The sequence below is a fragment of the Caulobacter sp. AVps18 genome (assembly GCF_058681425.1).
This window is the reverse complement of record NZ_CM178737.1, coordinates 1191084-1212829: the sequence shown is the minus strand read 5'-3', so window position 1 is coordinate 1212829 and position 21746 is coordinate 1191084. Positions and strand designations below refer to the sequence as shown.

The 21746-nt window shown below is 62.6% G+C and carries 20 protein-coding genes; 11 read left to right on the top strand and 9 right to left on the bottom strand.

Features of this window, described 5'->3' with window-relative positions:
- Positions 1-63: 63 nt before the first annotated feature.
- The 6 genes from ACW179_RS05840 to ACW179_RS05815 all read right to left on the bottom strand — a co-directional run bounded on the left by ACW179_RS05840 (position 64) and on the right by ACW179_RS05815 (position 8671).
- Complete coding sequence (locus tag ACW179_RS05840) at positions 64-1041, bottom strand: NAD-dependent epimerase/dehydratase family protein (protein ID WP_492063358.1); 978 nt, start codon at positions 1039-1041, stop codon at positions 64-66.
- Positions 1042-1144: 103 nt separating this feature from the next.
- Positions 1145-2182, bottom strand: a complete 1038-nt coding sequence (locus tag ACW179_RS05835) for a hypothetical protein (RefSeq protein WP_492063357.1) — start codon at positions 2180-2182, stop codon at positions 1145-1147.
- Positions 2175-4487: a glycosyltransferase family protein gene (locus tag ACW179_RS05830; RefSeq protein ID WP_492063356.1), complete on the bottom strand. Its 2313-nt coding sequence runs from the start codon at positions 4485-4487 to the stop codon at positions 2175-2177. Before ACW179_RS05830 ends, ACW179_RS05835 begins: the two co-directional genes overlap by 8 nt.
- Before the next feature lie 181 nt (positions 4488-4668).
- Positions 4669-6873, bottom strand: coding sequence for a glycosyltransferase (locus ACW179_RS05825; RefSeq protein ID WP_492063355.1), 2205 nt, complete (start codon positions 6871-6873; stop codon positions 4669-4671).
- Positions 6874-6920: 47 nt separating this feature from the next.
- The gene (locus tag ACW179_RS05820) at positions 6921-7226 is read right to left on the bottom strand and encodes a hypothetical protein (RefSeq protein WP_492063354.1); all 306 of its coding nucleotides are present in this window, start codon (positions 7224-7226) and stop codon (positions 6921-6923) included.
- 266 nt (positions 7227-7492) lie between these two features.
- A complete protein-coding gene (locus tag ACW179_RS05815; protein ID WP_492063353.1) occupies positions 7493-8671 on the bottom strand; it encodes an AGE family epimerase/isomerase in 1179 nt (392 codons plus the stop codon).
- A 139-nt stretch (positions 8672-8810) separates the two neighbouring features.
- Between ACW179_RS05815 and ACW179_RS05810 the strand changes: the two genes are divergently transcribed.
- The 7 genes from ACW179_RS05810 (at position 8811) to ACW179_RS05780 (ending at position 14342) form a co-directional block, all read left to right on the top strand.
- Complete coding sequence (locus ACW179_RS05810) at positions 8811-9359, top strand: D-glycero-alpha-D-manno-heptose-1,7-bisphosphate 7-phosphatase (RefSeq protein ID WP_492063352.1); 549 nt, start codon at positions 8811-8813, stop codon at positions 9357-9359.
- On the top strand, positions 9356-10405 hold the full coding sequence (gene rfbB / locus ACW179_RS05805) for a dTDP-glucose 4,6-dehydratase (protein ID WP_492063351.1): 1050 nt from the start codon (positions 9356-9358) through the stop codon (positions 10403-10405). Before ACW179_RS05810 ends, rfbB begins: the two co-directional genes overlap by 4 nt.
- A gap of 3 nt (positions 10406-10408) precedes the next feature.
- On the top strand, positions 10409-11293 hold the full coding sequence (gene rfbD / locus ACW179_RS05800) for a dTDP-4-dehydrorhamnose reductase (protein ID WP_492063350.1): 885 nt from the start codon (positions 10409-10411) through the stop codon (positions 11291-11293).
- On the top strand, positions 11290-12165 hold the full coding sequence (rfbA, locus tag ACW179_RS05795) for a glucose-1-phosphate thymidylyltransferase RfbA (protein ID WP_492063349.1): 876 nt from the start codon (positions 11290-11292) through the stop codon (positions 12163-12165). The genes rfbD and rfbA overlap by 4 nt, the downstream gene beginning before the upstream one ends.
- Positions 12166-12367: 202 nt before the next feature.
- On the top strand, positions 12368-13021 hold the full coding sequence (fsa, locus tag ACW179_RS05790; RefSeq protein ID WP_492063348.1) for a fructose-6-phosphate aldolase: 654 nt from the start codon (positions 12368-12370) through the stop codon (positions 13019-13021).
- A 69-nt stretch (positions 13022-13090) separates the two neighbouring features.
- A protein-coding gene (locus ACW179_RS05785; RefSeq protein ID WP_492059466.1) for an IS5 family transposase occupies positions 13091-13854 on the top strand; the annotation gives its coding sequence in 2 pieces (ribosomal slippage) (positions 13091-13426 and positions 13429-13854; 762 coding nt in all).
- Positions 13855-14108: 254 nt separating this feature from the next.
- Positions 14109-14342 carry a hypothetical protein gene (locus ACW179_RS05780; protein WP_492063347.1) on the top strand — a complete coding sequence of 78 codons (234 nt, stop codon included), beginning with the start codon at positions 14109-14111 and terminating at the stop codon, positions 14340-14342.
- Positions 14343-14368: 26 nt separating this feature from the next.
- Here the strand turns inward: ACW179_RS05780 and ACW179_RS05775 are convergent, their stop codons facing one another.
- A complete protein-coding gene (locus tag ACW179_RS05775) occupies positions 14369-15349 on the bottom strand; it encodes a mechanosensitive ion channel family protein (RefSeq protein ID WP_492063346.1) in 981 nt (326 codons plus the stop codon).
- A gap of 174 nt (positions 15350-15523) precedes the next feature.
- Here ACW179_RS05775 and ACW179_RS05770 point away from each other — a divergent pair, with 174 nt between their 5' ends.
- Both ACW179_RS05770 and ACW179_RS05765 read left to right on the top strand, forming a co-directional pair.
- Entirely contained in the window at positions 15524-16684 is a 1161-nt protein-coding gene (locus ACW179_RS05770) for a DegT/DnrJ/EryC1/StrS family aminotransferase (RefSeq protein WP_492063345.1), read from the top strand.
- Between the two features lie 130 nt (positions 16685-16814).
- Positions 16815-18038 (top strand): multidrug effflux MFS transporter, encoded by a 1224-nt coding sequence (locus ACW179_RS05765; RefSeq protein ID WP_492064260.1) that lies wholly within the window; start codon positions 16815-16817, stop codon positions 18036-18038.
- Between the two features lie 36 nt (positions 18039-18074).
- Here ACW179_RS05765 and ACW179_RS05760 read toward each other — a convergent pair whose 3' ends face one another.
- Positions 18075-19706: a cisplatin damage response ATP-dependent DNA ligase gene (locus ACW179_RS05760; protein WP_492063344.1), complete on the bottom strand. Its 1632-nt coding sequence runs from the start codon at positions 19704-19706 to the stop codon at positions 18075-18077.
- A gap of 108 nt (positions 19707-19814) precedes the next feature.
- On the opposite strand from ACW179_RS05760, the gene ACW179_RS05755 reads away from it, so the two are divergent.
- Both ACW179_RS05755 and ACW179_RS05750 read left to right on the top strand, forming a co-directional pair.
- Positions 19815-20756 carry a DUF2167 domain-containing protein gene (locus ACW179_RS05755; protein ID WP_492063343.1) on the top strand — a complete coding sequence of 314 codons (942 nt, stop codon included), beginning with the start codon at positions 19815-19817 and terminating at the stop codon, positions 20754-20756.
- A gap of 180 nt (positions 20757-20936) precedes the next feature.
- Positions 20937-21362 carry a PaaI family thioesterase gene (locus ACW179_RS05750; RefSeq protein WP_492063342.1) on the top strand — a complete coding sequence of 142 codons (426 nt, stop codon included), beginning with the start codon at positions 20937-20939 and terminating at the stop codon, positions 21360-21362.
- Positions 21363-21412: 50 nt separating this feature from the next.
- On the opposite strand, the gene ACW179_RS05745 is transcribed toward ACW179_RS05750, so the two are convergent.
- Positions 21413-21739, bottom strand: a complete 327-nt coding sequence (locus ACW179_RS05745) for a hypothetical protein (RefSeq protein ID WP_492063341.1) — start codon at positions 21737-21739, stop codon at positions 21413-21415.
- Positions 21740-21746 lie beyond the last annotated feature (7 nt).

Below are 21746 nucleotides of genomic sequence, written 5' to 3'. Positions count from 1 at the left end.
TCGGTCCAAAGGTGAAACCTTCAGACCGAGCCAGTGGCTGCTTGGGGCTATCGCCCGAACCTTCTACAGGCCAAGCAACCTTGCCTGATAGGCAACGCCCCTGCTTACACCTTCCTCGAACGTGACGGAGGGCTTTAGCCCAAGCTTGGTCTGCAACGTCGTATCCCCGACCCGGGCAAAGACGCCTTCAGGCTTGTCGGATGTACCGATAACGACAGGGTCATAGCCGGCAGCATTGGCGGCGATCTTGGCGAACTCCTTGAAGGTCGTCTTTCTCGCGGTCGAGAGATTTATGGCATCGCCATTGCCGACCAGGTCCATGGATTCCAGGACAAAGCGGATAGCGTCGCTGATGTGGATGAAGTCCCGCGACTGATCGCCGGTCCCCCAGACAGTCAGGGTTTCTTGGCCACGGAACTCAAGCGCGCGCTTGCAGACACTCGGGAAGGGGTAGGTCAGGTCCTGGTCTTCGCCATATCCAGAGAATGGCCGATAGCAAACCATGTCCATGTCGTAGCTTTTATGGGCCAAACGGGCGAGATACTCGCCCGTAAGCTTGGCCCATCCATAGGACAGGTCCGGCATTCCAAGCTTTGTATCGAAATCAATCATGTCTTCAGACAGGATCTGCTGGTTGTCTCGCGTTTGGAGCGAGATCGGATAGGCCGCAGATGACGAGAAGAAGACGTTCTTTTTCGGACGCGTGCGAAGCGCCCAGCGGAAAAAGTCCGCATCAATCGCCAGATCTTCAGCGACGGCCAGGGGATCGTACTCGATCATGAGGCGCCCGCCGACCATCGCCGCAAGATGGAAGGCGTAGTCGAAATGCTCGTCCTTCCTGAAGTATTCCCGGCAATCCTGCTCGATCCAGGTGAACCCCTTGTAGGTTCTCGGATCGTAGAGCGGCCAGGCCTCCGGACGAAGCCCTCCCGTGCGGGGCACGATGGGGTCTACGCAAACAACGTCCCAACCGCGCTCCAGCAGCGCATGGCAAAGATGACGGCCAACGAAACCGGCTCCGCCGGTAACCAATGCTCTCACTCGAATTCTCCTTCGCCACTTCAGGGCGTTACAACGCGGAAGCGTCGCAGGTGCAGATCTTGGAAGCGGATGGCGTTGGGCCTGACGCAATCCGTAGACGGGTTCAAACGCGCTTGAACAGACTGACCACCGCCCTCATGGGCTTGGTGATACGCCATGAGGTGGACTCATGAATCTCGCCAAGCAAGCGCAGGCGGTCCTCACGGTGATGCGCCTCAACCTCGGCAACCCTCTCCAGGGCCTCGCGAGCGGAGGCTGCGGCGGATTCCTGGGCAGCCGCGAGCTCCACGCTAAGGGCGGCGATTTCAGACTCGGCCAGGGACAGTCGGTCTTCACCGGGGCCGCGAGCCGCAATTGCCGCCTGCTGACGCTCGGTATGATCCACGATTTTCTGCGCCTCACCGCGCATGGTGTCGAGCAGTCCCCGGATCTTGTGCTCCAGCAGATCCCGGTGAGCCTGGGTGCCGGCAAGGCTCTCTCGAAGCTCGGCGCTCAGTCGCCGCTCATCGTCCAGAACGGCGAGGCAGCCATCGCGTGAAGCCGTGACCTCGGCCAACTGGTGGTTCAAACCGTCGATCTCGCGATCCGCGAAACGCAGGTCCTGAAAGCGTTCTGTATGGCTGACAACCTTCGCAATTTCCGCCTGCGAAACCGCAATCATGTCGCGGATCTTGGCCTCCAGCTGCACGCGCTTGGCCTCAGCCCGCTCCAATCGTTGATTGGATAGCGCAAGCTTCGGTTCCAGATCGGCGACCTCGGCGAGCGCGGCCTGAATGCGGATGTCCTGGCTCGCACGCAGCGCCTTCTCACTTTCAAGGGCCTCGCTCGTGGCCGAAGACAGGTCTGTCAAACGGGTCTCAGCGACGGTTGCACGATGCGTGGCCGCGTTAAGCTGCGCGCGGAGTTCAACGATCTCCGACTGGGTTGAGGCCCGCAGCCCTTCCAGCTCTTCCCGCAGGGCGGTCTGGGCAGTGATGGCCAGAACCGCAGCCTCTGTCGCGACTTCAAGCTGAGAGACGGATGCCTCCAGCTCGGCCCGGAGCAAGCGCAAGGTTTGTGAATCATCACCCCCCTGGCCTCCCTCGGCGATGAGCCGATCAAGATCTGCCTCATCCAGAGTTGGATCGGCGGGCTTAATCATGACGCTGCCCCACGAACATCATTTCCAGATCAGGATTGATGTAGCTCGCAGCCGTGGAAATATTACTGACTATGTGGAACAGAACATTACAAGCCGCGAGCGAGTAACAGTCCGCAATAACCTCTGCGGCCATGACCGAAGACCAGTTTTTGGGATCTGCTGCCGTCAGATGCTGAATTTGATGCCCCTCACGCATCTTCTCTTCAGCGGTGAGGCTCGAAAACCACTCATCCTCTGCAATCGTCGTGCGCTTTACATCTGTATCGTAGTGTAGATTTTCTCCGAAATGCTTTCGCATTTCCTCGATGGTCGATTCCTGGTCGGTGGCCAGAAACACCTGTGGGTTCTGGATGTTATTTTGACGAATATACTCGTTGATAGCCCTCACATAGGTCTCGATGTGAGAGAGCTTTGCTCCAGGCTGCTCGATCGCGTGGCTTGGGTGGCGAATGTGAACCGCAATCCGATAGCCATCCGCCAGCATGGCCATATTTCTATCGATGCGGGCCTGGATCGACGCTACCGGCCGGATGTGCTCGGCCACGCGGAAATTGTACCAGCGTCGCCAGCGCTGGAATTCCGGCATCTGGTAAAGCTGGTACGCGTGCGTGTAGGTGAGCCACGGCTCACGCTTTTCGTTAAAGTCGTCCGCGATGTGGGCTCCTTCATAGAGCGCCGCCGTATCGTTGTAGATTGATACGTCTTCAACATCTGGAGAAGGCTCGAAGAGTTGAAGCCATCCATTTCCCTCTTCGCGGGACGCATAGCAAAAGCTCGTAAACCCAGAAAGCCCGAAATATTCCTGAATAGATGACGCCCGCCAGTCTGGCAGGACTAACTTCGAGGGATCTGTATCCTTCTCCCAGACCAGATAGGATGCGTACCTATTGAACAGGGAGAAGAAGCCGCCGTCATTGCCGATTACGACAACCTTGCCTGCGCCTTGGTTCACCAGATCGGGATTGCGTGCCGACCGGCAAACGCCATCGCCATAGACGCCATGCGCCCGCTGATAGAAGTACGAGTCCGGCGTCGCCAGACCGATGGGCGACAGGACATCGCCACCCCCTCTGACGCTGATATTCGCCGGGGCCACGGCAGCGAGGTGCAGGGCGCGCAGCGCCTCGACGGACCAGGCTTGGGCGGCCTCACGGTTCGCGACGGCCTTGGAAGCAAGGGCGTGACGGTCTTCATAAACAGACTGGAAGGCTAATTTGACGTCGATGCCGTGAGGAATGTACTGGAGACCGAAATACCGCTCATTGATCTGCGGATATAGCGCAGGAACAGGTATCTCCGCCCGGACAAACGAAATAGAGTCTATTCCTGAAATGTCTTTGTGAGCGAAGTTATCAGATATAATTAACGGCTTACCCAAAGCAACCGCTTCGCGCACAGGAATTGAATATCCCTCGCCACGCGAGACATTCACCATACAGTCAATGTCTGTAATGAATTTCATATAGGACGCATCGTCCATCTTACCTCGGACCACCTCGATATTGGTGCCTCGGTATTTCTGCGCGAATGCTGCAGCTTCTTCTTCAGGGAGAAGATTATAGGTCAACTTCATCCGCAGAACCACTGCGGGATTGTCGAGGCCGAAGGCGGCCTCAAAGCACTCAGCTATGAGGTGTACATTCTTCCGAAAATCATAGGCCCCGATCACGCCAAAGACGTAAGGTCCTGCTACAGGCTTCGGGGGTTCGGATAGGAATGCAGTGAGATCGAGGGCTATCGGCAAGAAGAATACAGGCTTGGCAACGCCGCACTGCAAAAGGACGTCGCGCAGAAATGTTGCAGGGACAAGCGCTGCGTCGAAGTGGCCATTTATTATTTTTACCCACTCGGGTGGAATTTGTGTCGAGTCGAATACTGGACAACAATATTTCATCTTCGCGGATGGGCATTTTTCGAAGTTTCGGTCGCCTACACCATTCCAAACAACATCAGTGAAAATTGCGATGTCGCCTGGAGAAGCATGGCCCTGCTCCTCCGTGATCTTCTCAACACCATCATAGTAAACGTCGTCGCCCAGCTCGGGCGAGCTATTCAGAAATCGAAGGGAAATATCGGGCATTCCTGACAGGGTGGCGAGCCATGAGTGCGCCTGGCGGCCAATGCCCGTATAAGAATTTCCTTTTCCTACAATGGTCACAACGAGCTTGGCTCGTGAAGATTTATTGAAAAAGGACTTCAGAGATACTTCCGACTTATCGTTCATCAATTTAACCCAAAACCCTATTCGATATGGACGCAGCCCCACGGGCAAAGCTGCGCCCTCGACAGGCTTGTCGATGATCACAAAGGCATCTGACGATGACGAGACCCCGAGCCCAGCTTGCCCCAAATCGCTTGGCTGTCAGTTTATGGACGAGGCTTCTCGCATAGTAAACGGGGCAGCAGGGTCGCTGCATGAACCGTCCGCTTCACCCCACGACGACAGGCGCTTGCTCGTATGGGGCCCAAGTGACAGAGCCTCGCAGTTAATCCTGTTCCCCAGACTGCGTTGAGATCGTCTGCCCCGGCCGACAGAAAATGAGCTCGCAATCAGGGTTCATGTATGAAACTGCCGTAGAGACGTTACTCACGACATGCAGCATTGAATGGCACCGCGACAGCATAACGGCGTCACGGATCACTTGCCGTGCCAGAGATGATGACCAGGTATCTGTCGATGCGGCCATGATATGCTGAACCTGGTGCCCCTGAATGCGCTGCAAGGCGGGATCGCCATTCGAAAAAGCTTCATCATCGACTTCTAGGGTGCGCTCGACGCCCTCGAACCAACAGGCCTTGTCGCCGAACTCCTTCTCAAAGCGACGAACAACGCTCTGCTGGTCCGTGGCCAGGAAAATCCGCCAATCGGGTGCGCCCCGCTTGTCCAGGCCCTTGCTTTTGATCTGACCCTTCAAGGCTTCGATATAGCTGTCCGTATGGGCCATGGCCTCGCCCGGTTGCTCGATCGCGTGGCTCGGATGTCGAACGTGCGCGCCCAATATGACCCCATCGTGCGGCAGCCTGGAAGCAAAGCGATTGATTTCCGCATCCAGGTCCGGATGCAAACGAATGTGGTCGCGATAGACCCGATTGTAGTGGCGCCGAAAGTTTTTGAACGGCGGGGTGTTGTAGAGCCGATAGGCATTGACATAGGTCAGGGTAGGCTCGCGGGCCTCGTTGAACGGATAGTCAGGACCGACGGAGCCTGCATATAGAACCTCTTGATCGCTCATCTCCTCGACGGTCAGGTCAAAGAGTGGCTCAAACAGTTGGGTCCATGCGTTGCCATCTTCAGGACGACCATAGCAAAAACTGGTTGCAGGCGCCCCGTTTTGCCTCGCGATGAACCGGCCGGCGTCCCAGTCGGGCAAGGTCCTGTGGCAGCGCTGATCTTTCAGGTCCCAGGCCAGGTGACTGAAATAGGTGTTGAAAAGGGAGAAAAAGCCGCCGTCGTGAGCTTGGATTACCCGGGTTCGCTTATGGGTAAAGCCGCCACTCAGCGCCAGTCGCTCCCGAACGCGCGACTTGAATTTGGTGGGAACGCTCGCATGGGCGGCAACGGGGGCGTCACGACGAAAGCTTCGGATGTTCGGCTCCAGGAGCTCGGCGACCGTTGTGGACATTCGTGAAAACGACAACTGTCCCGCGAACGATCTGCGGAGCCTGGGTGCCTCCAGATCCTCGGGTGCCTCAAGGTAGGCAACAGCTTTTTGTAGCGTTTCTACCGCGTCTTCGATCATGACGCCCCGCTGCTCGCCGAAAACACGATTGTCGATCTCGACGTAGCGTGCAGGCAGCCGGAGACGCGCCGGAGCAAGAAACACACCGGGACAGGCTGCAAGGTCGGCATGTCCGCCGACGTCCGAAATCGCCAGGACCTTCCCCAGCGCCAGGGCCTCACGCGTCCCTATCGAATAGGCTTCGCCCCGTGAGAAGTTGGCAAATACATCGAACGATGAAATCAAATCGCCTTTTTCTTCAGCAGATAGATTATCTGTCGTAATGGTGATGTTATCAAGATCAAGATCAGATGCCAATCTCTTCAACTGATCGACAGTTTTTGAGAATGTTAGATTTGAATGGAGTATGAGCTCTATGTCTTGTCGCGATCGGAACGCTTCCGCGAAAGCTGAAACGAGAACTTCAGCGCCCTTCCTGGGATGGAATGCCGCTACGGATCCGATCCGGATATTTTTCCTGCGAGGACGCAGACTTCTCCGCAGCAGGGGCTCAAGGTCCAGCGGTATTGGCACCACCGCAGTGGGGATCTCGACACCGTTCTTGCTGAGCAGATCGGCTATGTGGGGGCTGCAACAAACAGCGACATCGAAGCGCTCGTTGAGAATTCTGGTACATTCCGGTGGCAGAATATCAGAATCGAATACAACAACCGCGATCCGAAGATCAGACGGCGGAATCCGTTGATAGTTTGTATCGTACGCGCCGTTCCACAGAACATCTACAAAGATCGAAGCCTTGAGGGGCTGCCCCTTCCACACCGGTATAACACGCCCGCTAGGAAGTTTTATCTCATCAAGGCCGCGCAGCTCGGGCTCAGTCGGAAAAATACAAATGGGGAAATTGCGCGCCAGTGTTTCGCAATAGGCATAGGTCTGAGACCCGATTCCCGTCTCAAACCAGCAGCGGCCGACAACACAAATCGGCGCATTCAAATTACTCTGCTGGACCATTCCGAACCCAAGAAGTGCATATGTTACATGGCGGAGTAGGGAATATACTATGTTTTGGCTTCTGCCCGTAGTCGTTCAATTTCGGCTTCAGCAGCCGCCGCACGCTCTTCAGCGCGGCTGACCCAGCTTTCCAGAGATCTTATATACGAAGCGTTCAGTTCGGCGCTCTTCTCAAGCTCCGCAAGACGGGTCTGAATGTCGGTCAGAGGCTCACCGGGCCTCGGAAGCGCCTCAAGATAAGCGACTTGGCCCAAGAGGCCCTGTCGCTCGGCGGCCAACCAGGCATTGTGCCGCTCACTTTCGAACAGCTCTTGTTGGTAAGCCTCCAGCTCAAGAGTGAGGCGGCGCACCATGTCGGCCTGTGAGGTTCCCGAACGACCTTTTTGCCGAGGCTGGCCATCAGCGCCTCCGATAGCCTCGGGGCGTTCTGTGGGCACTAGATTCGTGCTGGCTGGTCCACTGCTGTCCATCCACGCCCTTCGATCTTTCAGGTTAAGCGAGTCGGAGCAGACGCGTTTCGACACTTTGCGCGCTCAGACGAAGTTGTCTCAACATTTTTCGGAAGCTTCGGCAAGATCAAAGCCCTGGCTGCGGAAATATACCCTGGCAAGCGCCTTGATCAGGGCACCTTGCAGGATTCTGGAACGCCACGATCAATCGCCCGGTCCAGCTCCAGGATGGCGCAGACGATGTGGTAGAACGAGCTGGCGGGCGCGGGCTCGTCGACGAAGCTGCCATCGGCCAGCATCTTGTCGCGCCACAGGCCCGGCACGGGGGTGCGCAGGTACGACAGCAGGCCCTCGGCGCCGCCGATGATGGTGGACCGCCAACGCGGATCGCCCGTGACCTGCAGGGCCAGCACGCCGGCCTTGATCCGCTCGGTCTGGGCCCACAGCCGGGCGACGTCGTCATGCACGCTCATGTCGTCCAGCAGGGCGAAGATCGCCACGCCCCGGGCGGGGTCGACGCCGGGCCCGTCGCCAATCTCGATCATGCGCAGCGCCGCGGGAACGACGTCGGGCCGCTCCGCCAGCTGGCTCCAGCGCAGCAGCAGCCAGGCCCACTCGAACTGATGGCCCGGCTCGACGATGCGGCCCGAAACGCCCGGGGCCGGGTTCCAGTCGCCGTCATAATATTCGCGCAGACCGCCGCTGACCGGGTCGATGAACTTGGAGAGGGCCAGATGCGCGATCTCGTCGGCCATGACGCGCCACTGCGGATCACCGCCGGCCTCGATCCAGGCCAGGCTGGCCTCGAACAGGTGCATGTGAGGGTTAGAGAGCAGCGGCACGGTTCGCGGCTGGCTTTCCTCGAAACCCGCCACGGGGTGCTTCAGCGTCGCATAGAGCTTGCCACGCAGGTCCACGGCCAGGGCCGGCAGGTCCGCGCGCTCGGGCAGGACCTGGGCGGCCATAGCGAGGCCAAACAGGCCGAACGCCTGGTCGTAGAGGTCGACCTTGTCATCCAGCGGCGACCCGTCGCTGGCCACCAGGGTACGCATGAAGCCGTCAGGGCGGCGATAGCGCGACAGATAGAAGTCCAGGCCGTGGGTCAGGGCCTCGCGCCACGGGCCGTCCCAGCCCAGCAGGCCGGCGACGGCATAGGAATAGATCTGGCGCGGCTGCACCCGGGCCCGGCGCGGCGCCTCGACCGCGACACCGTCGTGACCGATCTTCTCGAAGAAACCGCCCTTGTCGTGATCGGCGCCGACCGACCACCACAGCGGAAAGGCCAGATCGAGCGCCCAGGTCTTGAGCCTGTCGCGCAGGGCAACCAGATCGGCATCGGCGTGGGTCATTGAAAGTTCTCCAGCGCTTCGCCACGGTCCTGGAAGCCCGGCGCCCGCAGGGGCACCCCTCCAGGCGAGATTGCCGACCGATCCTGTCGGCAGGCTCTCCTCTTGTGGCGAGGCGCCCACTCGCTTAATCCGTCAGCCCATGTCAAGCACATCGCCGCTGAAGGCTGTTTTCCTGGACCGCGATGGCGTGCTGAACGTCGATCACGGCTATGTTCACGACTTCGCCAGCCTGGAATGGACACCCGGCGCGCGCGAGGCGGTGGCCGCCCTGACAAAGGCTGGTGTGCGGCTCATCGTCGTCACCAACCAGTCCGGCGTAGCGAGAGGCTATTACGACGAGGCTGCGGTCCATACCCTGCATGCAGCGATGCAGGCGGAATTCCAGCGCCTGGGCGGCCACATCGAGACCTTCTACCACTGCCCTTTTCACAAGGATGCGACCGTCGAGGCCTACCGCCATGCCGACCATCCGGACCGCAAGCCCAACCCCGGCATGATCCTGCGTGGCCTGGCCGAGGCGGATCTGGACGCCGGCGACTGCGTGCTGATCGGCGACAATCTCTCCGACCTGGAGGCCGCGCGTCGCGCCGGCATGGAGGGCTTTCTGTTTAAGGGTGGCGACCTTCTGGCCTTCGTCCGCGCCGCCCTGGGAAGCCGAATTTCCGCCCTGGGCGAGGCGGTGTCTTGAAAATCCTGATCACCGGCGGCGCAGGCTTCATTGGATCGGCCCTGGTCCGCGCCGCCCTGGCCGCAGGCCACGCCGTCGTCAATCTTGACGCCCTGACCTATGCGGGTGACCTGGCCAACCTTGCCGAGGTGGCCGCCCATTCGGCCTACGCCTTCGAGCAAGGCGACATCGCCGATCAGGCTGCGGCCGCAGCCATTTTCGCCCGCCACGCGCCGGACGCTGTCCTGCACCTGGCCGCCGAGTCTCATGTTGATCGCTCGATTGACGGACCGCTGGCTTTCGTTCGAACCAATGTGATGGGCACGGCTGTGCTTCTGGAAGCCGCCAGAACCTGGTGGCGAGCCCTGCCGTCTGAGCGCGCCGCAGCCTTCCGCTTCGTTCACGTCTCGACCGACGAGGTCTATGGCGCGCTGGAGCCCGAAGACCCGCCCTTCGACGAACGCTCGCCGCTGGATCCAACGTCGCCCTACTCGGCCAGCAAGGCGTCCTCAGACATCCTGGCCCGTGCCTGGCAGCGCACCTATGGCCTGCCGGTGGTGGTGACGTCCTGTTCCAACAACTACGGACCTCGGCAGTTTCCCGAGAAGCTGATCCCGACCGTCATTCTCAACGCCCTCGCCGGTCAGCCCATTCCTGTCTATGGCGACGGCCAGCAGGTGCGCGACTGGCTGTACGTAGAAGACCATGCCCAGGCTTTGCTGCGGGTTCTGGATATCGGCATTCCCGGCGAGACCTATCTCATCGGTGGCGAGGCCGAGCGGACCAACCTGGACCTGGTCACGGGCATCTGTGAGATTCTGGACCGCCTCGTTCCCGCCAATGCACCGCGCGACGGCCTGATCACCCATGTACGCGATCGGCCCGGCCACGACCGGCGCTATGCGATCAATGCGGCGAAGCTTCGCGACGACCTGGGCTGGAGACCTTCGACCCGCTTCGAGTCAGGCCTCGAACAGACGGTCCGCTGGTATCTCGACAATGAAGACTGGTGGCGGACAATCCACGCGCGAGGCTTTACCGGCGAGCGCCTTGGCGGCGGGATATAGAGCATGAGGATTCTGCAGTTCGGGCAGACAGGTCAGGTCTCCCGAGCCATGGTCGCCGAGGCGGCCACCGGCCCTGTGGAACTGACCGCCCTGTCACGCCAGGACGTCGATCTGGCCGACATCACAGCGATCGGCCGCGTGATTTCCGAGGCTGATTGCGATCTGGTGTTGAACTGCGCCGGGTTCACCCTTGTCGACAAGGCCGAGACGGAGCGCGAAGCCGCCATGGCGGCCAACGCCCTGGCGCCGGCCGCCATGGCCCAGGCCTGCGCCGCGCGCAACCTGCCGCTCGTGCATCTCTCGACCGACTGCGTGTTTGACGGCCAACTGGACCGCCCCTATCGCGAGACCGATCCGGCAATCCCCCTGTCCGTCTATGGGCACAGCAAGCTGGAGGGCGAAAACGCCGTCCTGGCCTGGGAAAAGGGCGTCGTCCTCCGCATTTCATGGGTGTTTTCACGGTTTGGCCGGAACTTCATTCGAACCATGCTGGAACTGGGACGCACCCGGGAGGTCCTGAACATCGTCGCAGACCAATACGGCAATCCCACCGATGCCTGCGAACTGGCGCGGTTCATCCTGGCGACCGCGCCGCGCTGGGCCACGGCCTCCGCCGGCGACCGCGCCTTTGACTGTTTCCACTTTACCAACCTGGGCTCAACTTCGCGTCACGGACTGGCGCAAGCGGCTCTGGCGCGCGATCCGCTGACCCAGGCCAGGATCCTTCCCATCGCCAAGCGCGACTTTCCAGAACCCGCCGCCCGCCCGCTGAACGGCCGTCTCGATTGCGCAAGGCTGACGGACGTGTTCGGCTGGACGCCGTCAGCCTGGCGCCCCGCCGTGGAAGACGCCGTCGATCAGATTCTCGCTGAAGGACTGAACTCATGAGGCGCGGAATCATCCTGGCCGGCGGGGCCGGCAGCCGTCTTGCGCCGCTTACCCTGGCGGTGAGCAAGCAATTGCTGCCGGTCTATGACAAGCCGATGATCTACTATCCGCTCTCGGTCCTGATCCTGGCCGGCGTGAGCGAGGTCATGATTGTGACCAATCCGCACGACGAGGCGGCGTTTCGACGCCTGCTGGGCGACGGCTCTCAACTGGGCCTGCGCATCGAATACAAGGCCCAGCCAACCCCGGACGGCATCGCCCAGGCGCTGATCCTGGGTGAGCGGTTTCTGGACGGTGCTCCCAGTGTTGTCGTCCTGGGCGACAATATTTTCTTTGGAGCAGGCTTCACCGAAACCCTGCGCCGGGCCGCCGCCCGCCGCACAGGGGCGACCGTGTTCGGCTATCCTGTCGCCGATCCCCAGCGGTACGGCGTGGTCGAAGTCGGCCCTGACGGGCGCGCGCTGAGCATCGAGGAAAAGCCCGAAAATCCCAGGTCGCGCATCGCCGTGACCGGCCTCTATTTCTACGACGAGCAGGCGCCCGGGATCGCACGCGGCCTCAAGCCGTCGGCGCGAGGCGAACTGGAGATTACGGATGTCAACCGTGCCTATATGGACGCCGGCGCCCTGACTGTCGAGCGATTGAGCCGGGGCTTCGCCTGGTTCGATACCGGGACCCATGAATCCCTGATGGAAGCGGGCGAGTACGTGCGCGCCATCGAGCAACGCCAGGGCTTTCGCCCGGGCTGTATCGAGGAAGCCGCTTTCAACACGGGCCTGATAGACGCCGATCAGCTTAGGCGACTGGCAGGAGACGCCCCCAAGACAGGCTACCATCACTATCTTAAGCGCCTTGCGGACGGTGAAGGCTAAAGTCTTTCAGACTCACATGGAATGATGCGAGGCGTCTAAAAAGGCTCTTTCTTTAAACGCTTAAAGTGCGGAGCGCGCCCGGGCGGGGTGACCGCGTACACTGAACCCTGGCGTACTCTAGGACTGGCGAGGTCCTCGCGCAGTCTGTAGACGAGGGTTCAAAAACCCAGATCAACACACTTCCTCAAGGCGCGCAGGCCCCATGCAAATCTTCCTCGACAGCACCGATACCAAGGTCATCGCCGACCTCGCCTCCACCGGCCTGGTCGATGGCGTCACCACCAATCCCACCCTGATCGCCAAGTCGGGTCGGCCGATGCTGGAAGTGATCGCCGAGATCTGCGACCTGGTGCCCGGCCCGATCAGCGCCGAAGTGGCCGCCACCACCGCCGAGGCCATGATCGCCGAGGGCAACAAGCTGGCCTCGATCGCCCCCAATGTGGTGATCAAGCTGCCCCTGACGCGCGATGGCCTGATCGCCTGCGCCGCCTTCGCCAGCGAGGGCGTCTCGACCAACGTCACCCTGTGCTTCTCGCCGACCCAGGCCCTGCTGGCCGCCAAGGCCGGCGCCACCTTCATCTCGCCCTTCATCGGCCGGCTGGACGACTACGGCTTCGACGGCATGGACCTGATCCGCGACATCCGCACGATCTACGATAACTACGGCTACGAGACCGAGATCCTGGCCGCCTCGGTGCGCCATGTCGCCCACGTCAAGGAAGCCGCCCTGGTCGGCGCCGATGTCGTCACCATCCCACCGGCGGTGTTCGCCGACCTCTTCAAGCATCCCCTGACCGACAAGGGCCTGGAGCAGTTCCTGAAGGACTGGGCCGGTACGGGTCAGTCGATCCTCTAGGAGCTGTGGACTCTAGGGATTCCCGAAGGGTGCGAAGCGTGATTCAAGACTGTCTTTTGGGAGGCGGTCTTGGGTGTGATGGATCGTTTGGTGCTGAGTGACGCTGATTGGGACCGGATGTCTGGCCTGATCATCGGGCGTCCTGACCAGAAGGGCTCGACCGGCCGCGACAACCGGATGTTCGTCGAGGGCGTGTTGTGGATCGTGAGGACGGGCTCGCCCTGGCGCGATCTGCCCGAGGTGTTCGGCGATTGGAATAGCGCCTTCCGGCGGTTCAGTCGCTGGAGCCAGAAGGGCGTCTGGCGGCGGATCTTCGAGGCGATGTCGGGCGATCCAGACTTCGAATACCTGATCATAGACTCCACCATCGTCCGCGCCCACCAGCACGCTAGCGGGGCCAAAAAGGGGGGTCTGAAGATCAAGCCCTTGGACGCTCGCGCGGCGGACTGAGCACCAAGGTCCACATGGCCGTGCGAGGCCTGGGCCAACCAGTCCGGTTCATTCTCACGGCCGGGCAACGGGGAGACGCACCTCAAGCGGGTCCGTTGATCGAAGGCTTGCCGGCCAAGGTCGTCATGGCCGACACCGCCTACGATGCAGATCATCTGCGTCAGGCGATCACCGCCAAGGGCGCCGTCGCCGTCATCCCCAACAATCCTTCACGCGCTCAGAAATATACGCTCGACCCGCACCTCTACGCCCAGCGCCACCTCGTCGAGTGCTGCTTCAGTCGCCTCAAGCAGTTCCGCCGTGTCGCCACCCGCTTCGAGAAGACGGCGAGAAACTACCTCGCCGTCCTGCACCTCGCTGCCGCAATACTCTGGATGCGATAAGTGTCCACAGCTCCTAGAGCGCGTTCCGAAAAGTAGGAACCGGTTTTCGGAACGAAACGCGCTTGGAAACAAAAGACTAGAGCGGGTGATCTGTTTCCATCAGATCGCAACCCGCTCTAGGATTCCGTGCTTTTGACGGGCGCCCGCGCCGCATGGGTGCCCGTCCTATGATCAAGCGTTATTTTGCGGGTGCGAACAGTGTTCGCAAATGCGGCCTGGTGCGTTAGGGTGAGATCACCACTGGGGAGACCGCCATGGTCCCGAGCGTCGCCGCCACCGAAGTCCGTCTGGCAGACTCCGACGAAGCCGAAAGCTTCACCGATTTCATCCAGAGCTTCCTGTCGGCCAACGACTTTCCGTTCGTCATCATCCACAACGCGCCCCAGATTTCTGGCTCAAGCCGCCGGGTGTTGTTCGAGGACGCCGGGATCGGCCGCAAGTTCGCCAGCGAATGGGTGCGGCGCCGAGGGGTTCTGGGTCAGGCGTAACGGCCTTTGCCGCCAACGGACCCCTGTCAGGCCTTGGGCTTGTCCGCCACGACCGCCGCCTTCGCCTTGCGCGCCCGGCGCGGTGCCTTCAGTCCGAACAGATGATGCTCGCCTTCGCCCGGCATGGCCGGTGAAGGATCGACGGCCTTGGAGGGCCGCGGCGTCGGAAGGTCCTGGCGGGTCGGATCTTCCGACAGCAAATGGGCGGTCAGCATCAGGTCGGTCTTCACCGCCGCGAAATCCTCCTTTGCGGTCCAGGCGCGGATAGCGGCCTGGGCAAAGGCCTCAGACAGGTCGGTGACCTCGATCTGCACCGCCGGTTCCTTGCGGATACGCGGATCGCCCTCGGCCCGCTCGCGCAGGCGCTTGAGCACCGCCACCAGATCGGTCCTCAGCGGCACCTTGAACAGCACGTCCACCCGCCGGGTGCGGTGGGCCGAGTAATTCAGGATCACGTCGCCGAACACCTTGCTATTGGGGATCATCACCTTGACGTTGTCGAAGGTGGCGATCTCGGTGAACAGCAGGTCCAGCGACTTCACCGTGCCCACCCGGGTGACCGTCTCGATGGTGTCGCCCACGCGATAGGGCCGAAACAGCAGGATCATCACCCCGGCCGCCACGTTCGACAGGGCACCTTGCAGGGCCAGGCCGATGGCCAGCGAGGCCGCGCCCAGCACCGCGATGATCGAGGTGGCCTGCACGCCCAGTTGCTGCAGCACCGCCACCAGCCCGACGGCGATCACGGCATAGCGCACCAGGGACGACCCGAAGGTCTGCAGGGTCGGGTCGGGATTGGCCCGATGCACGCGCGCCAGGGCCCGACGCACCACGCCGGCCAGCCAACCCGCCACCCAGAAGGTCAGGATCAGGATTATGGCGGCCACCACCAGATTGACCGCCGCCTGGCCCAGCCAGTCGAGGAAATGGCCCAGCATGGTCTCGTCGGCCTTGACGTTGGCCAGGGACGGCAGGGATCTGGGCAGGGCTTGGGTCGTCTGGATCATGGCTCACTCGATGGCGCCCCCGCGCCGGCGGGTCAACGCACAGGCGCCGCCCCGTGTTGCGTGCGCAAACCGTTGCACGCGCGACCCTTCTCCGGTTTGGCTTCGTCGTCAGGAAACAGTCGGTTACATCAATTGGCTACACCTGACCGCCATCCGCCTCTATGAGCGCCGTCCATGAGCATGCCCTTCATCGACCTCGCCGCGCAGCAGCGCCGGATCCGCGACAAGATCGACGCCGCCATTGCCGGCGTACTCGACAGCGGCGCCTATGTGATGGGCCCACAGGTCCGCGAGTTCGAGGCCAAGCTGGCCGCGTTCGGCGAGGCCAGGCTGGCCCTGTCCTGCGCCAACGGCACCGACGCCATCGCCCTGCCGCTGATGGCCTGGGGGATCGGACCGGGGGACGCGGTGTTCTGCCCGTCCTTCACCTTCGCCGCCACGCCCGAAGTCGTGCCGTGGGTGGGGGCCACGCCGGTGTTCGTCGATGTGCTGAGCGACACCTTCAACATCGATCCCGCCAAGCTGGAAGCGGCCATCGCCGGCGTGAAGGCCGACGGCAAGCTGACGCCCAAGGTGGTCATCGCCGTCGACCTGTTTGGCCAGCCCGCCGACTATCCGGCCCTCAAGGCCATCTGCGAGCGGGAAGGTCTCAAACTGATCGCCGACAGCGCCCAGGGCTTTGGCTGCACGCTGGACGGCAAGCATCCCCTGCACTGGGCCGACGTGGCCACCACCAGCTTCTTCCCGGCCAAGCCCCTGGGCTGCTACGGCGACGGCGGCGCGGTGCTGACCAACGATCCGGTGCTGTGGGACCTGATGGACAGCTACCGCGTGCACGGCAAGGCCGTCGCCCCCGACCTGGTGGGCCGCACCTTCGAGCACGACACCAAGTACCTCAACACCCGGATCGGCATGAACTCGCGGCTGGACACGATCCAGGCGGCGATCCTGATCGAGAAGCTGGCCATCTTCGCCGAGGAGATCGCCCTGCGTCAGGTCGTAGCCGACCGCTATGCGCAGGGCCTGAAGGGCGCGGTGCTATCGACGCCCGGCGTCATCGCCGGCGGCGTTTCGGTCTGGGCGCAATATGTGATCGAGCACGCGAACCGCGACGGCCTGGCCGCCCACCTGAAGGCGCACGGCGTGCCCACGGCGGTCTATTATCCGGTGCCGATGCACATCCAGGCCCCCTATGCCGACTTCCCGCGCGGGGCCGGCGGCCTGCCGGTGACGCAGGCCAAGGCGCAGACGGTTCTGGCCCTGCCGATGCATCCCTATCTGGGCGAAGCTGACCAGCAGGTGATCATCGACGCAATCCGGTCGTTTAACGGCTAGGGGTGGTTGGCGGTCGTAACATCCGGCCGCTATAGAACCCACTGTGCGTCACGCCGTCTGGTCGGGCGTCTTCCAGACGAGTGTCGCCATGCCCGCCCCTACCTCATCCGCCGCCTCGCCGCATCCCGGCATGGGCTTCAAGCAGTTCGTCGCCCTGATCGCGATGATGATGGCCACCAATGCCCTGGCCATAGATTCCATGCTGCCGGCCCTGCCGCAGATCGGCGATGCCCTCGGCGTCGCCAGCCATAACCAGCGCCAGTGGGTCATCACTGCCTATCTGCTGGGCTTTGGTGTCGCCCAGCTGGCCTACGGCTCTTTGGCCGACCGCTATGGACGCAAGCCGGTGCTGGTCGCCGGCCTGGCGATCTATGTGATCTTCGCTGCGGCCTGCGCCTTCGCGCCGAGTTTCGAGATACTGCTGATCGCCCGCGCCCTGTGCGGCGTCGGGGCCGCTGCGACCCGGGTGCTGTCGGTGTCGATTGTCCGCGACTGCTACAGCGGCCGCCAGATGGCCAGGGTGATGTCGCTGTCGTTCATCGTCTTCCTGGCGGTGCCGATCATTGCCCCTTCGCTGGGTCAGGCCATCGTTCTGGTCGCGCCCTGGCCGTGGATCTTCGGGGTTCTGGCGATCTTTGGTCTGACCGTCATGGCCTGGTCCGTCGCCAAGCTGCCCGAGACCCTGCACCCGCAGGATCGCGTTCCATTGGCCGCCGGGCCGGTGCTGTCGGCCTTCAGGGACTGCCTGACCAACCGGGTCGCCATCGGCTACACCCTGGCCTCTGCCTTGATCCTGGGGGGCCTGTTCGGCTTCATCAACTCGGCCCAGCAGGTGTTTGTCGAGGTTCTGGGCGCGGGCAAGCTCTTCACCCTGCTGTTCGCAGCCATCGCCGCCGGCATTGCCCTGGCCTCGCTGCTCAATTCCATCATCGTCGAAAAGCTCGGCATGCGGCTGGTCTCTCACGTCTCGCTGTGCGGCTATATCGTGCTGGCCGGAGCCCACGCCCTGATCGCCCTGTCCGGCCACGAGACCTTGCTCAGCTTTTCCCTGATGATGGCGGGCGTGCTGTTCTGCTTTGGCCTGACCATGTCGAACTTCGGCGCCATCGCCATGGAGCCCCTCGGGCACCTGGCCGGGACGGCGGCTTCGGTGCAGGGCTTCATCACCACGATCGGCGGGGCCCTGCTGGGATTTTGGATCGGACAGCACTTTGACGGCACCGCCGTACCCCTGACCCTGGGCTTCGCCGCCCTGGGTGTGGGCAGTCTGCTCGTGGTCCTGATCACCGAGCGGGGCAAGCTGTTCCAGAGCGGCGCCGGCCCCAAGAGCGCCGACGCCCCCGCGCTTCACTGATCACCGCCGGCGCGACAGGGCCTCCCCGGATGCCGTTCAGAGCATCGCCTCCAGGGTCGGCAGTTCATCGGCCTCGCGCGACGGCTTGTCCCAGCGGATGCGGTTGATGCGGGGAAAGCGCATGGCCACGCCCGACTTGTGCCGGGTCGAGCGCTGCAGCCCCTCGAACGCCACCTCGAACACCAGGCCAAAATCAAGGTCCGCCCGCACCGAGCGCACCGGCCCGAACCGCTCGACGGTGTTGTCGCGCACGAACTTGTCGATCTGTTTCAGCTCTTCGTCGGTAAAGCCGAAATAGGCCTTGCCCACCGGGGTCAGGGCCCGGCTTCCCAGCCCATCCTCGCGCCAGACCCCGAACGTATAGTCGGAATAGAGGCTGGAGCGCCGGCCGTGACCCCGCTGGGCATACATCAGCACCGCGTCGATCAGCTTGGGATCACGCTTCCACTTGAACCACGGCCCCTTGGGCCGGCCGGGCTCATAGATGCTGTCGCGCCGCTTCAGCATCAGGCCTTCAGCCAGCTGGGCATCCCCGTCGGGCGGTTCGCCGCGCAGGGTGGCCAGGGCGTCCCAGCTCTCGAAAGGCTGCAGCGGCGACAGGTCGATACGCGGGCTGGCGACCCTGGCCACAAAGGCCTCCAGCCGCGCCCGGCGCTCGACAAAGGTCAGGCCCCGCACATCGGTCTCGCCGTCCATCAGCAGGTCATAGGCGCGGATGGCGGCAGGAAAGGCCGCCAGCTGTTTGGCATCAACGGTCTTGCGGTTCAGGCGCTGCTGCAGGTCGCCGAACGGGGCCAGCGCTCCGTCGCGGATCACCAGCAGCTCGCCGTCGATCGCGCCCTCGAAATCCAGCGCCGCCAGCACGTCGGGAAAGGTGGCCGAGATGTCGTCGCCGGTGCGGGTATAGAGCCGCCGCTCGCCGCGCTCCGAAACCGCCTGGATGCGGATGCCGTCCCACTTCCATTCGGCCACATGGTCAGCCGGATCGAGCCTTGCGAAATCCACCGCCTCGTCCAGGGCCTGGGCCAGCATCACCGGCCGGAAACGCCCCGGCGCATCGGGCGAAGGCCGCTCCGCACGTCCCTCCAGCCAGGCGAAAAGATCGCCATAGGGCGGCTCCAACGCGTGCCAGACCTCTTCGATCTCGCCGATCTCGACCCCCCCAACCAGATTGGCGCCCAGATTGGCGCAGGCCTGCTTGGCCAGCCGCGCCGAGACCCCCACCCGCAGACCCCCGGTCATCAGTTTCAGCAGCGCCCAGCGGCCATCGGCGTCCAGGGCGTCCAGCCAGCCCTCGATCAGCCGCTGCACCTCGCCGCGCGAGGCCGTGCGCAGGGCCTCGACCACCTCGGACAGCTCCGGCTCGCGATTGGCGCCTGGCCATTGTCTTGAAGAGGGGGAGGGCCAGGCCAACGCCACCGTCTCGGCCAGGTCGCCGACATAGTCGTAGGACCAGGCGAACAGCTGCGGGTCCATCCGCGCCTCGATGGCCTTGCGGATGAAGGCCGGCTTGGCAGCCGAGAACGACAGGGCCCCGGTCAGGGCCGCCAGGGCAAACCCCCGGTCGGGATCAGGCTGCATCCGCAGGAAGTCGGCGATCAGGGTCAGCTTGGCGTTGCGCGAAGCGGTCAGGGACAGCCGGTCCAGCAGGTGGGCGAAGGCGCGCATGCGCTAGTGAACGCGCAACAGCAGCAATCCGCCAGCAACGAATAGCTTGCCAAGCTTGAGCATTGTTGAAACCCTGCCTTGGGGATGTGTGTCGGGGGACGACAATCTATGCGTTATTTTTCCGGACTGGTGATGGCGGTGGCCCTGTGCGCCGCTTCAATAGCGCATGCGCAAGCCGCCGCGCCCGCTCCAGCCGCGCCTGACCTTAGCTGGCAGGACAGGCTGGACAAGCAAACCGGCGTGATCGTGCTGTCAGGCGGCGCGGCGCGCCTCAATCTGGGTCCTGACTACTATTTCCTCAATCCGGCCGACAGCCGCCGGGTGCTGGTTGAAGGGTGGGGAAACCCGCCGGCCGCTGCCGACGGCGTGCTCGGGATGATCTTTCCCGCGCGTTTCAAGCCGCTCGAAAAGGCGTCGTGGGGCGCCGTGATCAGCTACGAAGACACCGGCTATGTGTCTGACAAGGACGCCAGCAAGACCAATCCCGAGAAATTGCTGGAGGGTCTGCGCAAGAATGAGGACGCCAGCAACGCCGAGCGCCAGAAGGCCGGCTACGAAAGCATCCACCTGGCAGGCTGGGCCGAGCCGCCGAACTATGATCCCCAAAAGCACGTGGTGATCTGGGCCCAGGACCTGCAGTTCGGCGGCGCGGAGCAGCACACCCTGAACTACGATATCCGGCTGCTTGGGCGACGGGGCGTGCTGAGCCTCAATGTCGTCTCAGCGCTCAGCGACCTGCCGCAGGTCAGGGCTGCTGCAGACAGCGTCGCCAGCCAGGCCCAGTTCGAACCGGGATCGCGCTATGGCGACTATCAGAAGGGCCAGGACAAGGTCGCCGAATATGGCGTCGCCGGGCTGATCGCCGTAGGCGTGGGCGTCGCCGCCGCCAAGAAGGTGGGGCTTCTGGCGCTCCTTGCGGTCTTCGCCAAGAAGGGGATCGTGCTGATCATCGCGGGCTTTGCCGCTGTCGCAAACTGGGCCCGAAAACTGTTTGGCGCCAAGGCCAAATCCGGCACGCGACCCGGTTCAGGACCAGACCTCGTGTCCTGAATTCGCCAGCAAGAACCCGGCTACCCCGAACGCGTCTGGTCCAGCTGGCCGCATCAAGCTGGCCTGCGCCACTTGCCTTGACCTTCCGATACCCCCCGGTTCGAGGCGCACTCTGGCACGGGCCGGGTTATTGCCGCACATTCAAACATGTGTTTGAATTGAGCTCCACGGAGCGCGATCATGACCTTCCAGCCGCCCGAACCCTTCACCCTGCATCCCCGCAAGAGCCCGCTGACCACGCCGTGGGAACCGCTCTATGCCGACATCCGCGCCGACCGCTGGGTGCTGGGGATCGAGATCCGCGAGCCCCACACCAATTCGCGCGGCGCCCTGCACGGCGGCCTGATCGCCGCCCTGGCCGACAACGCCATGGGCCTGTCGTGCGGCGTGGTGCTGAAGAGCCTGAACATCGCCTCCAGCGGCCTGGTGACGGTGTCGCTCAGCCTCGACTATCTGGGCGCAGCCGGCCTTGGCCAGTGGCTGGAGTTCGACACCAACTTCATCAAGCCCGGCAAGTCGCTGTGCTACGCCGACTGCATGGTGCAGGCCGACGGCAAGCCGGTGGCGCGGGCCCATGCGACGTTCAAGGTGGTGGGGGGCGGGTAGGGCCTCGGCTGTGGTCGATAACGGATGTTGGGAAGGGCGGTTTGGGGTGGTTAGCAGCCATTCGGGTCGGTTTCCGTAGCGATCCATTCGACTAACCGATCGACATAGTACGAACCTCGCGGCTCCACTGAACGCAGGATGGTGTCGATCATCCCTATTTCGCGCCCGGATGGCCTATCAGTACTCAAAGCGGTGAGGACGAAGCCTGACAAGCGATGGATAAACTCGCTTGAGGCATAGAGGCTTTTGGTATCGCTCGGATCATCGATATAGGCCGACCTGACATGTATTGTTTCCATGTGGATCAGCAGCGTCAGAACCTTCGCCTGACTGGTAGCCGTTAGGGCGGCGAAACGAGCAGATAGGTCAGCATTCATATCGCCA

Excerpts from the sequence above, each read along its gene's own strand:
- ACW179_RS05835 (WP_492063357.1), bottom strand. The coding sequence starts at position 2,182 with ATGATTAAGCCCGCCGATCCAACTCTGGATGAGGCAGATCTTGATCGG.
- fsa (WP_492063348.1), top strand. The coding sequence starts at position 12,368 with ATGCAAATCTTCCTCGACAGCACCGATACCAAGGTCATCGCCGACCTC.
- ACW179_RS05810 (WP_492063352.1), top strand. The coding sequence starts at position 8,811 with ATGTCAAGCACATCGCCGCTGAAGGCTGTTTTCCTGGACCGCGATGGC.
- ACW179_RS05820 (WP_492063354.1), bottom strand. The coding sequence starts at position 7,226 with ATGGTGCGCCGCCTCACTCTTGAGCTGGAGGCTTACCAACAAGAGCTG.
- ACW179_RS05770 (WP_492063345.1), top strand. The coding sequence starts at position 15,524 with ATGAGCATGCCCTTCATCGACCTCGCCGCGCAGCAGCGCCGGATCCGC.
- ACW179_RS05755 (WP_492063343.1), top strand. The coding sequence starts at position 19,815 with ATGCGTTATTTTTCCGGACTGGTGATGGCGGTGGCCCTGTGCGCCGCT.
- ACW179_RS05760 (WP_492063344.1), bottom strand. The coding sequence starts at position 19,706 with ATGCGCGCCTTCGCCCACCTGCTGGACCGGCTGTCCCTGACCGCTTCG.
- rfbA (WP_492063349.1), top strand. The coding sequence starts at position 11,290 with ATGAGGCGCGGAATCATCCTGGCCGGCGGGGCCGGCAGCCGTCTTGCG.
- ACW179_RS05780 (WP_492063347.1), top strand. The coding sequence starts at position 14,109 with ATGGTCCCGAGCGTCGCCGCCACCGAAGTCCGTCTGGCAGACTCCGAC.
- ACW179_RS05775 (WP_492063346.1), bottom strand. The coding sequence starts at position 15,349 with ATGATCCAGACGACCCAAGCCCTGCCCAGATCCCTGCCGTCCCTGGCC.
- rfbD (WP_492063350.1), top strand. The coding sequence starts at position 10,409 with ATGAGGATTCTGCAGTTCGGGCAGACAGGTCAGGTCTCCCGAGCCATG.
- ACW179_RS05815 (WP_492063353.1), bottom strand. The coding sequence starts at position 8,671 with ATGACCCACGCCGATGCCGATCTGGTTGCCCTGCGCGACAGGCTCAAG.
- ACW179_RS05750 (WP_492063342.1), top strand. The coding sequence starts at position 20,937 with ATGACCTTCCAGCCGCCCGAACCCTTCACCCTGCATCCCCGCAAGAGC.
- ACW179_RS05765 (WP_492064260.1), top strand. The coding sequence starts at position 16,815 with ATGGGCTTCAAGCAGTTCGTCGCCCTGATCGCGATGATGATGGCCACC.
- ACW179_RS05825 (WP_492063355.1), bottom strand. The coding sequence starts at position 6,873 with ATGGTCCAGCAGAGTAATTTGAATGCGCCGATTTGTGTTGTCGGCCGC.
- ACW179_RS05745 (WP_492063341.1), bottom strand. The coding sequence starts at position 21,739 with ATGAATGCTGACCTATCTGCTCGTTTCGCCGCCCTAACGGCTACCAGT.